This is a genomic window from Pseudomonas sp. Fl5BN2, from assembly GCF_009908205.1.
In the GTDB taxonomy this organism is placed as follows: Bacteria; Pseudomonadota; Gammaproteobacteria; order Pseudomonadales; family Pseudomonadaceae; genus Aquipseudomonas.
In genome coordinates, this window is sequence record NZ_JAAARL010000012.1 from 195672 (window position 1) to 209952 (window position 14281).

A 14281-nucleotide genomic window follows, 5' to 3' on the forward strand; every position below is an offset into this window, starting at 1 on the left:
CTCGTATGGATGACAAGCAATCGCCTGTGCTGATTCAGGTGTACATGGCCGATGATGATGGCGCCGTTCGCGAGGAGCTACTGGCGCGGCAGATCGATGAGGATATTTACGAGTTGCTGTCCTCACCGGGGCTGGCGCAAAACCTGGCGCGGGGCGATATCGTTTCCATCCGTAATCCCGATGCCCCGGCAGAAGTGCTGAAGCGGGGCGGGAATTTCTGTATTCAGATCTATGCCGATTACATTGATCCGGCAGTGATTACGGCACTGGAAAGCGATGTCATTGGTGAGTTGAATGGGACTCTGGATGGGGTGTGCGGGGGGACGCTAGCGTTGGCGGTCCCGGCAAAAAACGGGATGGAGAACATCAATAGGTTTTTCGATGGCTTTCGCGAAAAGACTGGGATCCAGTGGTATTACGCGAACGTCTATCAGAACCTCGATGATGATGAGGATGAGACGCTGTTGAACTGGTGGCTGGACTGATTCAAGTGGTCCGCGATGGTGTTGCTCTTGGGGGTGGCGGGGTGGCGTAGATGGTTTCGATATTTTGTGCCTGCGAGGGCGGGCTTGAGGGCGCCTTCGCCGGCAAGCCGGCTCCTACAGGGAGGGCGGCGTCAGGCAGTTTGTAGTCGTGCTGTCTTGCGTACGTGATTGAGCATCAGGCCGGGTGCGCCGCCGATCAGCAGGATGGCGGTCATGAAGTACATCGCGGCTTGGGTGGTTCCGTTACCTGGGGCAGCCAGCCCACCACGATGGTGCTGAAGAAGGCCGGCGGGCGGGGCAGTTGGCGTATTTACCCGATTACGCGGCGCCAATCTTGATCAGTAGATGCACCCAGTGAGTAATCGAAGGTTGCCCACAGGGTGCAGATAAGGCGCTCGGGAAGCGCACCTTATCGATCGTGCAAATGTTTTTTCAAGAACGAGCGGGTTCGTTCCTGAACCGGGTTTTGCAGAATCTCCCGCGGCGGCCCTTCCTCCACGACAACCCCGCCATCCATAAAGACAATCCGGTCGGCAACTTCGCCAGCAAAGCGCATTTCGTGAGTGACGATCAACATGGTCATGTGCTCTGCCGCCAGTTGTTTCATGACCAGGTTGACCTCTTCGACCAGCTCTGGGTCAAGTGCTGATGTGGCTTCATCGAACAGCATGACTTTCGGCTGCATCGCCAGTGCCCTGGCGATAGCAACGCGTTGCTTCTGTCCGCCGGACAGGCGAGAGGGATACTCATCGACTTTGTTGTCCAGGCCGACTTTCAACAAATATTCCATCGCCAATTCACGAGCCGCTTTTTTCGTCAGCCCCTTTAGTTTTATCGGGCCAAGTGCAATGTTTTCGTACACGGTCAAGTGCGGGAACAGATTGAAGTGCTGGAACACCATGCCCATCTGCTGGCGCACGGCATTTATATGCTGTTCAAACGCGCGCCCTTTCAATGGCCGATTGACTTGGTCACCGTCCAGCCAGACCTCACCATCGTTAAGCACTTCCAGCTGATTAATTGATCGCAGAAGTGTGCTTTTGCCAGATCCGCTGGGGCCGATGATGGCAATGATTTGTCCGCGAGAGACCGAGAGATCGATGCCCTTGAGTACTTCAAGGGCTCCGTAAGCCTTGCGGGCGCCCTTTACCTCAACCATGAACTTTTCGCTGATCATCGTGACATCTCTACCTTTTTTTCAAGAAGGTGCAGGCCGGCTTCGAGAACAAGATTGGCTGCATAGTAAATAACCGCAACAGTCAGATAAAACTCAAAGGGGCTATAGGTATCGCTCACTGCAAGTTGTGCGCTGTACACCAACTCGGCAATACCAATGATGGAAACCAGGGAGGTGTCCTTCAACAGCACAATCAGGTTGTTGCCAAGCGGCGCAATGGTGCGGCGAAGCGCTTGCGGCACGACGATGTAGCGCTGGGTCTGTCCACGGCTGAGGCCGATAGACCGCGCACCTTCAATCTGGCCAGGGTCTACCGACATCACGCCTGCCCGAATGACGTCGGCGTTGTAGACGGCGAAGTGCAGGCTAAGGCCGATGATGCCCGCCGCCAGTGCGGGTATATCAATCCCGACTTGCACCAGCCCGTAATAAATCAGGTACAGCTGAAGCAGCAGGGGAGTCCCCATTAGCAACCAGGTCAGAAAGCGCACGGGCAAGGCCAGAACCTTGGGTGCGTAAAGAACGATAAGGGTAAAGGCTACACCGGCAATCAAACTCAATACGCTGGAGCTTAAGAACATCACGATCGTCCACCAAAGACCGGTCATGAGCAGCTCGTAATAGGGGGTGACAATACTAAAGTCCAGGCTTTGCATGTGAATGCTCTCACCTTGCCGCGAAGCGGTTATCGAGATAGTCAATAATGAACCTGACCGAGTAGACCATCACAATGTAAAGCAGGGCCGATACTGTGAAGATTTCAAAAGGCTTGTAGGTTGAACTGATAAAGCGCTGTGCCGTGTAGGAGAGCTCAACAACAGAGATTGTCGACACCAAGGCAGAACCCTTGATCAGCGCGACAGCGTTAACTCCCAGTGGTCTTATCATCAACTTTGCCGCTTGTGGCAGGGTGATCAGCCACAAGGTTTGTCGGCGGCCGAAGCCAATTGAACGCGCCGCCTCTTCCTGGCCCGGGTCAACGTTGCTGATTGCGCCACGAATGGATTCCGCCATGTAGGCCGCGATGTTGAGACCCAAGCCAATGACCCCGGCAGCAAACGGCTCCAGTTCCAGTCCGATCTGTGGTCCGCCGAAGTAGATGATGAACAGCTGAACCAGGCAGGGTGTGCCACGAAAGACGCTTATGTAGAGTCTTGCCAGACATCGAAAGATGAAGACGGTGGACAACCGTCCGGCAACCAGCACGATCGCGACCAGGAAGCCCAGTAGCAGTGCCAATGCAGAGATCTGCAGCGTAATCCAGGCCGCTTCCAGGAAAAATGGGAATATGCGCTGTATCAATGTCAGATCCATGGGGACCCTCGGAAAAGTCAGGTCGTCTGGCCCGAGGTCAAGTCGAGCCAGACTCAAGGTGAATTAGCGGATATCGCGGCCAATCCACTTCATCGAGATCTTTTCGTAGGTGCCATTGGCGAGGATGTCTTCCAGCGCCTTCTGTATCGCCGCCTTGAGCTCGGGGTTATTTTTGCGCAGGGCAATGCCCAGGCCTTCAGCTCCCCCCTGGTCTTCAGGGGTACTGATCAGGCGTACCTGCTGTCCTGTTTCCTTGACGGCGACCATCACGGGAACACTGTCCATCACCAGTGCATCGATGCGCCCGGCGTCCAAGTCCACCAGCATTTCGGGAAGGCCTTTGTAGCTTCTGACCTTCAGGTTGCCACGGGCCCGGGCCCATTTGTCGTGGATGTCCCCGAGCGTCACCCCGACCGTCACATCCTTCAGATCATCAAAGCTTTTGATCGAAGAACTGTCCTTCACCACGATCGTACGGCCGGCATGGTAATAGGGACCGACGAAGTCCACGGCCTTCTGGCGTTCCGGGGTAATGGACATGGACGCGATAATGGCGTCGTATTTTTTCGCCAGCAGGCCGGCGATGATCCCGTCGAATGGCGTGGTGATGATCGTCACTTTGACCCCCATCTGCTGCGCAATCGCCTCGCTGATGGACGCGTCGAAGCCGACAATCTGGTTCTGTGCGTTGGCAAAGCTGAAGGGTGCGTATTGGCCACTCATTGCGATACGGATCTCTTTGGATTCCTGGATCGACTTCAATTCATCGGCGTGAACAGCGGTGGTGGAGAGTAGCGTCGCAGCCGTTACGGCGCAGGCAACAACCAGGCCCTTGAGCTTTTTAGTGAGCATTCGATAGCACCTTAGAAATATTATTATTTGGTTTTTGGGCTATGCACCCAGCCGTCACGAAAAGTCTTGCATAGGCGCTTTTGGAAAGCACCAGGCAATGTGACAGCCTGCCTGACAGATTGCCGGAGTTGGCCGGCACTCTGTCAGGTAGGCTTTGAGGCTCGCTGCAAAACACTGTCGGGCGTGCGGTTTTGAATTGCAGATAACGTGCGACAAGGTTGACCAGATCGTGAGTCTCCAGTCTCCAGTCTCTTGTCGCACGCCACCATATCGATGATTTACTGGAGTGCGGCCTTGAAGCTTTCGTCCAGGACCTCAAGCAAGAAGTCAGCATTGGTTTTACTGAAAATCATCGAAGGGCGCATTTTTAGAACATTGTCATGGGGGCCTTCAGTGCCGATCAAAATGCCTCGCTCCCTGGCACCGTCGGCGACTTTCTTGGCCAAGCCTGTGGCTGGGATTTTCGTTTGGCGATCAGTAACCAGTTCGATCCCAAGGAACAGACCGAGCCCACGCACATCACCGATTGCATCGTAGCGCTGCTGCAGCTTGCGCAAACCGTCGAGCAGATAGTTACCCACGGTCAGGGCGTTGAGTTTCAGGTTGTCGCGCTCGATCACATCCAGTACGGACAACCCGACAGCGCATGAAACCGGGCTGCCGGCAAAGGTATTGAAGTACTCCATGCCGTTGTTGAAGCTGTCTGCGAGCTCACGGCTGGTCACCACCGCTGACAGGGGATGGCCATTGCCAATGGGTTTGCCCATGGACACTGCATCGGGAACCACCCCCTGGGTTTCAAACGCCCACCAGTGGCTACCGACACGGCCAAAGCCGACCTGGACTTCGTCCGCCAGGCACAGACCGCCCTCTGCACGCACCATGGCATAGACTTCTTTCAAGTAGTTTTGGGGGAAGAACAGTTGCCCGGCGACACTGGGAATGGACTCCGCCAAAAACAAAGCTGGAGACCTGCCTTGCTTGCGCATGCTCTCGATCTGCTCCGCCACGCTTTCGGCATAACGCTTGCCAAGCTCCTCGAACGACCAGTCTTCAGGCGCACGGTAAGCATCCGGGACGACCGCCTCAAACACGTGTTCTGCACGCCCTTTACCGGCCTTGCGCTTGTATTTGTAAGGGCTGAGGTCAATCAGTTCCTGGGTGGTGCCGTGGTAAGCCCAATCCAGCACGATGGCGTCGTTACGCCCCGTGTGGTTGCGCGCCATGCGCAGCATCAGGCTATTGGCTTCACTGCCTGAGCAGCCGAAGGACGCTACCGCCAAACCTTCCGGCAACGTAGCGGTGAGCCGTTCGGCATATTCGACAATATTGTCGTGGAGGTAACGGGTGTTGGTATTCAGGCGTGCTGCTTGCCGCGAAAGCGCCTCCACCACATCGGGATGGCAGTGGCCGAGGTGGCACACGTTATTGAAGCAGTCCAGGTAGGCCCTACCAAAGTTGTCGATCAACCAGACCCCGTCACCGCGAACGAATTTGATCGGGTCCGAGTAGGAAATCGACAGGTTTGGCAGCAACAGCTCTTTACGCTTCGCCACGATCTCTGATTTGGTGCGCCCCTCCTGGCTGTAGGTTTCTGGAGGAATGCCGGCGAGGGCTGATGCGTCGGGGAACAAGTCGGCCCAGACCTGAAAATAAGCCACTTCACCTACGCCGATGAACTCGTTCGCCTTCAACTCGGTGTCAGTCGACATTTGCAAATGCAGATGCGGGATCCATCCGCCGTTTTCTTTATCCGTCCCCATGTAGCCCACCAGCGCGCCAGCCTCCAGGCGGTCGCCGGGCTTGAGGCGTGCCAGTGCTTCGTGAGCCATGTGACCCCACAAGGTCAGGAATGGCGGGCAACCTTCAGGCGCATGCTCAAGCATGATCAAACCGCCATAACCCAGTGGCTCGCGCTCGACTTCGACACTGCGCACTACACCGGCAACCGGGGTATAAAGCGGCGTTCCAGCGGGCATGATCAAGTCAACGCCGACGTGAAGAACCCGGCGCTGTCCTTCGATGAATCGCGATTCGAATGCGCTGTCGGTGTAGATGATTCTTGCCTCGCCCCATGGCCCGATGCCGAGCTTTACGTTGTGCTCAGTTGCAAACTCATTCCACCATTTGCTCGCTTGCACTGGGCGCTGCTCGGCTGAAGCGATGGTCATTACATGGGAGGCATCGCCGAACGGCGCGATCATCTTGCTCATGGTCGCCGCAGAAGGACGCACGATCTGCGCAAAGGACCGGTGGTGCTCGGCCACCCAGCGCCGGACTGCTCCGGCGCCTTCGATCGCGTCAAAACCGCAGGCTTTGCGCAGGATCGCCGTCGCCAGTCGCGGGTTCATGCGGTCCATCTTCTCCAGCAGGCGCCAGGCCGGCGCTTCACTGATGGCCAGGTAGGGATTGTCTTCGGTCTGTGCATAGCGCGATGCAGACAACGTGACGCTGGTGACCAGGCGCATCGCAATCAGGTTGAACAGCACATCAAGCTCCTCCGGCTGCAGAGGATATTTCTCATGGAAACCGGCAGCCAGAGCGGCGGCGGCGCCAATCGGATCTTCCATGTCGAGAATGGAATAGGCGCAGGTGATGGCGACTTCGGCAATCAGGATCGTATGCACGGCATCGCCAAAATCAATGATGCCTGAGACTTTCCGATGATCCTGGGAGTCGACGAGGATGTTCCAGTCATTGCCGTCGTTGTGAATGATCTGTGCACGCAGACGGGAAAGTTTCGGCTGCACGTTTTTTTCGAAGCCATCCATGAAACGCTGCAGAATTGCTCTTTTGCCAGGGTCTTTGACGAAGTGCAGGCGTGAGCGCGAGCGCGCGGCATGCCGCAAATCCCAGTCCAGGTCACGTACCGCTCCCGGGTGCATGAAACCCTGGAGTGCCCGATCAATGTCACCGAACGCTTGGCCAAGGCTGCGCATCAATTCGAACGTGCGATCGACCTCGGCCAGCGGTGTGCCATGCAGCCAGCCGACCAAGCGCACCGCATGGGTTTCACCGGAGGGCGCTAGCGCCGAGGCGAGGAAATCACCTGCAAGGCTTTTCTTCAGAAAGGGCACGGCAAGTTCGGGATTGTTACTCGCCAGGTGGCTGAGAATCGCCGCTTGAAACTCGCTTTCAACCCGCGGTTCAGTCGAGTTGACGACTTTCAGAATCCACTCCGCATCGGTTCCGGTCTTCAACCGGTAGTTACGGTCGCGCTCGCCATCCAGTGGCGTGGCCGTGCCGATCACGTTGAAAAGCTGCTCACTGAGCTTTTCGGCATCCCCTGTCGAGAACTGGGGCACAGGATGGGAAAGATTTGTCATAGTTATTATTTTCCAGGCGATTTTTCAGATAGCTTGGCATGCGAAATCCTGGATGACAGTAGGTATACGGTCGGCGTTAGCCGGCATATTGTCGGAATCGACCGGCATAATTTCAGTAGCAAACTTGAGGGGGTCTGATGCGCGACTTGGACGTGAAAGATCGCGAAATACTCGAAATTCTGTCTAAAGAGGCGCGGGTTGCACTGAAGACATTGGCGGCGCGAATCGGCCTTTCCAGAAGTGCTACCAGCGAGCGAGTGATCAACCTTGAACGCAATGGCGTGATCAGAGGCTACCGAGCGGATATCGGCGAAATCGATGCCAACGTGATTCGCGCCATCCTTCTGGTGAGCCTCAAGCGCACACCGGCAGTGAGCCTGCTAGACCTGCTGGCGCAAAACTCGCAGGTACGACGTGTCTCCTCGGTAAGTGGCCAGCTTGATCTGGTGATTGAGGTCGAAGCCCGGACTATTGACGATCTGAATCGAGTGAGAGATTTGGTAGCGAGTCACGAAACCGTTGAAGACATCACCACCGCCGTGGTTCTTCGGCGTGACATTGATCGGCAGCCCTCTTGACGTAAGCACTCGGCGCTTGCGGCGTCGGGTTGTCCGAAGCATCGGGTGGATATGTAGCAGGTGCTGGCAGAGGGGGAGCCGTTGCGTAGCCGCCTGAGCAACTGCAAGTTGCCCGGGGGCAGCGCAATGAAGACCGTGGGCGTTGTGCTGCGTTGCCTTGCAGTAAGGCGTGCGTCACCCCGAATGCCAGGGATCAACGCCGCGAGGCTGTGCCCTTGGTGCATTCATGTTGCTGGCGTGTCACCAAGACTTGCTCAATGGCCGCCAAAGCGCCCAAGTATGCGATCAAGCAATCGGCCTGGTAGCCCGACTGCTTGAAGTCCAGGACCGCTAGCGGGCATCAGAAGTTGATCGACGCACTCAACCGCGCCGTCAACGGCGGGCCCTGGAACAGATAATCGTCCCCCAGGTACTCGCCGACATCGCGCCAGTAGCGCTTGTCGAACAGGTTGTCCACGGTCAGGCGCAACACCGTGTCGTAGCCGTCGATACGGGTGCTGTAGCGGCTACCAATGTTGAACACCGCATAGGCGCCGGTCTCGACATTACCCACGCGGTCCGCGTATTTGCGGGCGCTGTATTGCACGCCACCCAGCAGCGCCAGGCCGTCGAACCCGGGCAGGGCGTAGTCGCCCTGCAGGCTGGCGCGCAGCTTGGGCACGTTGAGGGCCTGGTGACCTTCGTAGGACGGGGTGTCGGTGCCGCTGACCCGCGCGCGGATCGCGGCGACGCTGGCGGCAATCTGCAGGCGTTCGGTGGCCCAGCCATTGGCCGAGAGTTCCAGGCCGGTGTTTTTCTGCTGGCCTTGCTGGATGTAGGTGAACTTGCCATCGGCATTGGGGCGCGAGTACTGGTTGGCCTGGCGCATCTGGAACAGCGCGGTGGTGAAGCTCATGCGTTGCCAGTCGTATTTGATGCCGGCCTCGATCTGTCGCGAAACACTCGGTTCGAGAATTGCACCCTTGTTGGTGGCAAACCACGGCGCTTCGCCTCCCAGGGACAGGCCCTTGCTGTAACGGGTATACAGCGACAGATTGGCCATGGGTTTATAGATCAGCGCCGCTTGAGGCAGGAGCACATAGCGCTGGGTATGCCGGGCGCTATTGCCGTCCTGGTCGAAGCTCTCTTCATCGAGACGCACTTCGCGCCCGCCGAGCACGGTCTGCCACTGTTCGTTGAAGCTGATCCGGTCATTGAGGAACAGGCCGTACTGGCGACTGTCGAGGCGTCGATGGGAATCTTTGAGTGGGCCAGCGTAGCGGGCAACAGTCGCCGGCTCGCTGTTGATATTACCGTTGCCGATCCATTCATTGATCGACTCGCGCTTGTCCACCACCCGCCGAAACGCGCTGGTTCCGACGCTCAGTTCATGCCCGAGGCGGCCGGTCTGGAAACGACCATTGAGCACTGCCTGAACGTCGTCATTGCGCCGGGTATCGTCAGGGCTGCGGAAGTCATAGATGTCATAGGTTCCATCGGGTCCGAAGGCGTTCTCTGGAGCGGGCCCACCACAGCCATAACAGCCCCACGCAAACGAGCTGTAATCATCAATCACCACCCGGCTACGTGATGCACTGATATTGCCTTTCCAGTCATCGTTGAAGCGGTACTCGAAGTTGCCACTGATGTTCAGCGCCTCACTGCTCACCGGCTTGGTACCACTCTGGTGCCCCAGCAGCTTTTTCGGCGAGGCGTGATGGGGCAGGGCGCTGCCGCCAAGCAGTTGATAACCCGGGGCCGAGCGCTGCTCCTTGGTCTGATATTCCACGTCCAGTTGCAGCAACGCATCAGGGCTGATGTTCCAGTCAAAGGCCAGGGAGGCAAAGTCGCGCTGGCCATTGGTGTGTTCCACATAGGAATGCAGGTCTTCATGGGCCAGGTTGGCCCGCAGGCCGAACTGCTGTTCGCTGCCGAACCAGCCACCGACATCGGTGGCGACATAACCGCTGCCACGGTCGTCAGTGGACAGGGTGACCGAGCGCACATCGGTCGGGCGCTTGGTCACGTAGTTGATCAGCCCACCCGGTTCGCTGATGCCGCTCTCCAGGCCGGACAGGCCCTTGAGCACTTCCACCCGTTCCTTGTTTTCCAGGCCGACGTTCTGCTCCCCGGCAATGCTCCGGCCATTGATCCGGTAGCTGTTGGCGGCATTCAGCGAGAAGCCGCGCAGCATGAAGTTTTCGTAGTAGCCCACCGGCGCATAACTCTGGCCCACCGAGGCATCATTGCGCAGCACCTCGCTGAGCAGCCGTGCCTGCTGGTCCTTGATCAACGCTTCGTTGAACACGCTGATGGAGGCCGGGGTATCGAGCAGCGGCGCTTCTTCGAAGCTGCCCACCGAGGCCGTCTGTGCCTGGTAGCCGGACTGCCCTTCGCCGGTCACGGTCTGGGTGGGCAATTCGGTGCTTGCGGCATTGGCCGCGGATGCGCTGCTGGCCAGCAGCAGGCCAAGGCTCAGGCGATTGAAGGTCAAGCCGGTGCTGCAGGCTTGCAGGCGGGAGGATGGGTAAATCCGGTTCATGAACATTCCTTGAGGGCGACCCTGCCGGTTGGCAAAAACCTGGGTCGGGCTCCTGGGGCTGGCGATGGGCAACCTGCACGTGCGTCGGGGAACCGCAGGGTAGTCCTGAGGGGGTCAGGCCTGTAGATGACAGTGGGCGGGCGTGGGTGTTTTTTGCCAGGCGCCATCATACAAGCTGTGGCGCAGCGGTAAAGACGAAGGAGGAGGCGAGGTTGTCGGGGAGCAATGGCTCAGGTGTGGGAGGCGATGCGGCAGGGGCCGGCAGAGGGGTGACCGTACTACAGGTCAGCCTCCTGGTTTTTGGGTTGCAGGCATTCGAGTTGCTGTTCCAGTGACTCGACCTTTTGCAGCAGCAGGGCCACGATCTTTTCAGACAGCTCACGGGACTCGTCGTCGACCAGGGACTTTTCCAGGCGATTGACGATTTCATGGTTCATGCTGCGGTTCTGTTCTTTGGCGATGCTTTTGACTTGTGAGTGAAGATCATCCGGGAGACGAACAATGAACTTCTGAACGGGGGCGTGCATGCATAACCTCTGATCGTGGCAAAAGAAACATCATATGAATGTCACTCCGTGGATTTCTTTAGGAAAACTCTGAAAAGTAAAAGGTGCGTGTCTGGTGCGTGCTACATGTTTTCCAGTAATGAGGTAGTCCCTTTCTCGGTAGGGCGATGAAATGAATTGGTCAGGCCGTTTCAGGAGTCTCTTGTCGAGGTGACGTCGCGATCCTGCGGCAAAGAATCTCAAGACTACAGGCCTTCGAAAAAGCACCTATACCTAGAGTGGCGCGATCCTGGCACTGCGGAGTGGCCTCGCGACTCAACTCACAGGGAGGTGCTCCATGCGCGACGAACCGCTCATCATTGTGGTCGGTGGCCTAGGCAATCACGCGGGCGCCTGGAAGCGGCTTGAGGCCAGGCTGCGCGAGCAGGGGATAACCGGCGACTGGCATCATCACGATACGCGTGGACTGAAGAACGTCTTTCGCGCCGCCCAGGTCCGGACGCTTACCTGCCAATTGCTGGAGAAAATCGATCACCTGGCCAAGGAGCGCAGCCGAATCATCCTGGTCGGGCACAGCGCCGGCGGCATGATCATCCGCGACACTTATCTGCTGGCCGCGGGTGCCTACCCGGATCACCCGCAGCGGCGAGACTGGTGGCACAAGGTCGAGTCGGTGCTGTTGTTCGCGTCCATCAACCGGGGCTTTCGACCTTACGCCACTACCTCCTGGGCGTTGAGCCTGGCGCTGATGAAACTCATCTCCCTGCAATGGCTAATGCTCAAGCCTCCTTCCTGGTTTGCCCTGGGCTGGCTCCTGGAGTTGGAAAAAGGCTCGTTTTTTGTCACCGACCTGCGCTTGGCCTGGATGCGCCATTTCCATGAACGTGACGATGAACATCGGCCCTTTGTCGTGCAGTTTCTCGGTGATATCGACGGCGTGGTGGCCCGTGAGGATGTACGTGATACCGAGGCGTTCGCCAATTCCTACACGGTCACTATCGAGGGGGCCGACCACAGCAATCTCTTCGATCCGGCTGCCGCTCCTGGTACGGCCGGGTTTGCCCGAATACTGCCAGTGTTCCAGGACCCGGACCCGCGGGATCGCGAACCCGAGAAGGCCCAGGAGCTGGCCGTCACCGGACCCAGGCTGGTGGTGTTTGTGCTGCACGGTATCCGTGACGGTAATTCGGGATGGGTCACCGACATCGCCGAGGCCATCGAGCAACAGTGCAGGAGCAGTGGCACCGGCCAACAGGGTGCGGAGCCGCCGGTGCTGGTGGACCGTTCCACCTATGGCTGGTTTTCCGCGATCAAGTTTGCCTTGCCCTGGGTGCGTCGCAGCAACCTTCCCTGGTTTCTCGATCGCTACAGCTACCATGTGGCGCGTAATCCGGATGTGAAGTTCCGCTTTATCGGCCACAGCAATGGCACCTACATTCTTGGCACCAGCCTGCTTCAGGTGTCGTCCCTGATGTTTGATCGGGTGTACCTGGCAGGTAGCGTTCTGCCTCGAGAGTTTCCCTGGAAGGACATGCTCGCGCGCCGAGTTGGCACGCTGGTGAACCAATGCAGCTCCGAGGATTGGCCCGTGGGCGGGTTATGCCGTGGCTTGCATCGGATCGGTTTTCACGACGTGGGCACTGGCGGCGTCGATGGTTTTGATGATCTGGATGGCTGCGCTTTCAGTACGCAGACCCGTTGGTTCAAGGGGGACCATGGCAAGCCGCTGCAACGGCCGAATCAACCGAAAATCATCGACTATGTGCTCGCCGAAACAACCGAAACGCCGTTGATGCCTGATCCGCCAGAGGTTGACTGGTGTCAACAGCCGTCGGCCCCGTTCAAGTTCAAGATGCAGGTGTTTGCCTCGGTCCTGGCGCTGGGCAGTGTCGTGCTGGGTTGCCTGGCGTGGTCGGGCATTGCCCATCACCATGAAGGACGGGTGATGGTTGCGGCGGTGTTGGTGTACTTCGTGATGGACACGATCTGAGATCGATTCCTTCCGGGTCAGGCACGCTGATGTTTGGCAAATAGAAACGGACCTGTTGCAGGTCCGTTTTTTGACCCCGGCACTCAGGCGCGGTTTGTTTCGCGATTAACGCCGATCCAGCCACACCGTCTGGGCGTTGCAGAACTCGCGCACGCCGAAGTGCGACAGCTCGCGACCAAAACCGCTTTTCTTCACCCCACCAAAGGTCACGCGCGGGTCGCTGGCGCTGTAGCCGTTGATGAACACGCCACCGGTCTCCAGCTCGTCGGTGAGTTGCCGGGCCAGTTCCAGGTCGCGAGTGTAGATCGTCGCGGTCAGGCCGAACTCGCTGTCGTTGGCCAGGGCCAGGGCGTGCCGGGCGTCGCGGGCGGTGATGATCGAGGCTACCGGGCCAAACAGCTCCTGCTTGAACGAGGTCATCTGGTCGGTGACGCCTGCCAGCACCGTCGGCGGGTAGTAGTTGCCGGCGCCTTCGGCCTTGTGCCCGCCCAGCAGCAGGCTTGCACCTTCGGCCAGGGTCGCTTGCACTTGCTGGTGCAGTTCGTCGCGCAGGTCGAAGCGGGCCATGGGGCCGATATAGGTGTCGTTGGCCAGTGGGTCGCCGATGACTAGGGCGCGGGTGGCCTCGACGAACTTGCGGGTGAATTGCTCAACCACCCCTTGTTCGATGATCAGGCGCTTGGCCGCAGCGCAGACCTGGCCGGTGTTCTGGTAGCGGCCGATGACCGCGGCTTTCACCGCTTCGTCGAGGTCGGCGTCGTTGAGCACGATGAACGGATCGGAACCGCCCAACTCCAGCACGCATTTCTTTAGCGCCGCGCCGGCCTGGGCGCCGATGGCCATGCCGGCACGCACGCTGCCGGTCAGGGTCACGGCGGCGATGCGGCGGTCGACGATGGCCCGGGACACGCCGTCCGGGGTGACGTTGATCAGCTCGAACACCCCCGCCGGGAAGCCGGCCTGCTTGAACGCTTCCAACAGCAGGTAGGCGCTGCCCATCACATTCGGTGCGTGCTTGAGCACATAGGTGTTGCCGGCGATCAGCGCCGGTACCGCGCCGCGCAGCACCTGCCAGATCGGGAAGTTCCACGGCATTACCGCGAGGATCGGGCCCAGGGGGCGGTACTCGATACGCGCCTTGTCGTGCTCTACCAGGGTCGCTTCAGGGGCGAGCATGGCCGGGCCATGTTCGGCGTACCACAGGCACAGCTGGGCGCATTTCTCGATCTCGCCGCGGGCCTGGGGCACCGGCTTGCCCATCTCCTGGGTGATCATCCGCGCCATGCCTTCGCTGTTGTCGCGCAGGGCCTGGGCCAGGGCCTTGAGCAGCGCGGCACGGGCGCCAGGGCTCTGGCGTTTCCATTGGGCGAAGCCTTCTGTGGCGCGGCCCAGGGCGGCATCCAGTGCGCTGTCGGACTCATAGGGGTAGGCGCCGATCTGCTCGCCAGTGGCAGGGTTGATCGACAAGGCATGGGTATGGCTGGAAACGCGGGTCATGGCACCGTCCTGCTCAGGTGGGAATGGCTGCAGGT

Annotated in this window: 11 protein-coding genes; 3 read left to right on the forward strand and 8 right to left on the reverse strand. The window is 58.7% G+C overall.

The features are described 5' to 3' along the window. Positions 1-5 precede the first annotated feature (5 nt). A complete protein-coding gene (locus tag GV819_RS18555; RefSeq protein ID WP_161757497.1) occupies positions 6-485 on the forward strand; it encodes a DUF4265 domain-containing protein in 480 nt (159 codons plus the stop codon). A gap of 409 nt (positions 486-894) precedes the next feature. Here GV819_RS18555 and GV819_RS18560 read toward each other — a convergent pair whose 3' ends face one another. From GV819_RS18560 to GV819_RS18580, 5 genes are all read right to left on the reverse strand, one after another. Continuing rightward, a complete protein-coding gene (locus GV819_RS18560) occupies positions 895-1662 on the reverse strand; it encodes an amino acid ABC transporter ATP-binding protein (RefSeq protein ID WP_161757498.1) in 768 nt (255 codons plus the stop codon). Then, complete coding sequence (locus GV819_RS18565; protein WP_161757499.1) at positions 1659-2318, reverse strand: amino acid ABC transporter permease; 660 nt, start codon at positions 2316-2318, stop codon at positions 1659-1661. The genes GV819_RS18560 and GV819_RS18565 overlap by 4 nt, the downstream gene beginning before the upstream one ends. Before the next feature lie 10 nt (positions 2319-2328). After that, entirely contained in the window at positions 2329-2976 is a 648-nt protein-coding gene (locus GV819_RS18570) for an amino acid ABC transporter permease (RefSeq protein ID WP_161757500.1), read from the reverse strand. Between the two features lie 63 nt (positions 2977-3039). Beyond that, positions 3040-3828, reverse strand: a complete 789-nt coding sequence (locus tag GV819_RS18575) for an ABC transporter substrate-binding protein (protein WP_161757501.1) — start codon at positions 3826-3828, stop codon at positions 3040-3042. Between the two features lie 278 nt (positions 3829-4106). Continuing rightward, positions 4107-7154, reverse strand: a complete 3048-nt coding sequence (locus tag GV819_RS18580; RefSeq protein WP_161757502.1) for an aminotransferase class III-fold pyridoxal phosphate-dependent enzyme — start codon at positions 7152-7154, stop codon at positions 4107-4109. 137 nt (positions 7155-7291) lie between these two features. On the opposite strand from GV819_RS18580, the gene GV819_RS18585 reads away from it, so the two are divergent. Then, positions 7292-7732 (forward strand): Lrp/AsnC family transcriptional regulator, encoded by a 441-nt coding sequence (locus GV819_RS18585; RefSeq protein ID WP_161757503.1) that lies wholly within the window; start codon positions 7292-7294, stop codon positions 7730-7732. A 340-nt stretch (positions 7733-8072) separates the two neighbouring features. Here GV819_RS18585 and GV819_RS18590 read toward each other — a convergent pair whose 3' ends face one another. After that, positions 8073-10253, reverse strand: a complete 2181-nt coding sequence (locus GV819_RS18590) for a TonB-dependent siderophore receptor (RefSeq protein WP_161757504.1) — start codon at positions 10251-10253, stop codon at positions 8073-8075. A 278-nt stretch (positions 10254-10531) separates the two neighbouring features. After that, complete coding sequence (locus tag GV819_RS18595; RefSeq protein ID WP_161757505.1) at positions 10532-10780, reverse strand: Arc family DNA-binding protein; 249 nt, start codon at positions 10778-10780, stop codon at positions 10532-10534. Between the two features lie 316 nt (positions 10781-11096). Here GV819_RS18595 and GV819_RS18600 point away from each other — a divergent pair, with 316 nt between their 5' ends. Next, on the forward strand, positions 11097-12749 hold the full coding sequence (locus GV819_RS18600; protein WP_161757506.1) for an alpha/beta fold hydrolase: 1653 nt from the start codon (positions 11097-11099) through the stop codon (positions 12747-12749). A gap of 105 nt (positions 12750-12854) precedes the next feature. On the opposite strand, the gene GV819_RS18605 is transcribed toward GV819_RS18600, so the two are convergent. Further along, complete coding sequence (locus GV819_RS18605) at positions 12855-14246, reverse strand: aldehyde dehydrogenase family protein (protein WP_161757507.1); 1392 nt, start codon at positions 14244-14246, stop codon at positions 12855-12857. Positions 14247-14281: the final 35 nt, after the last annotated feature.

Bases quoted from the DNA above. Each gene is read 5' to 3' on its own strand.
- GV819_RS18575 (WP_161757501.1), bottom strand. From the start codon at position 3,828: ATGCTCACTAAAAAGCTCAAGGGCCTGGTTGTTGCCTGCGCCGTAACG.
- GV819_RS18605 (WP_161757507.1), bottom strand. From the start codon at position 14,246: ATGACCCGCGTTTCCAGCCATACCCATGCCTTGTCGATCAACCCTGCC.
- GV819_RS18585 (WP_161757503.1), top strand. From the start codon at position 7,292: ATGCGCGACTTGGACGTGAAAGATCGCGAAATACTCGAAATTCTGTCT.
- GV819_RS18560 (WP_161757498.1), bottom strand. From the start codon at position 1,662: ATGATCAGCGAAAAGTTCATGGTTGAGGTAAAGGGCGCCCGCAAGGCT.
- GV819_RS18555 (WP_161757497.1), top strand. From the start codon at position 6: ATGGATGACAAGCAATCGCCTGTGCTGATTCAGGTGTACATGGCCGAT.
- GV819_RS18590 (WP_161757504.1), bottom strand. From the start codon at position 10,253: ATGAACCGGATTTACCCATCCTCCCGCCTGCAAGCCTGCAGCACCGGC.
- GV819_RS18595 (WP_161757505.1), bottom strand. From the start codon at position 10,780: ATGCACGCCCCCGTTCAGAAGTTCATTGTTCGTCTCCCGGATGATCTT.
- GV819_RS18580 (WP_161757502.1), bottom strand. From the start codon at position 7,154: ATGACAAATCTTTCCCATCCTGTGCCCCAGTTCTCGACAGGGGATGCC.
- GV819_RS18565 (WP_161757499.1), bottom strand. From the start codon at position 2,318: ATGCAAAGCCTGGACTTTAGTATTGTCACCCCCTATTACGAGCTGCTC.
- GV819_RS18570 (WP_161757500.1), bottom strand. From the start codon at position 2,976: ATGGATCTGACATTGATACAGCGCATATTCCCATTTTTCCTGGAAGCG.
- GV819_RS18600 (WP_161757506.1), top strand. From the start codon at position 11,097: ATGCGCGACGAACCGCTCATCATTGTGGTCGGTGGCCTAGGCAATCAC.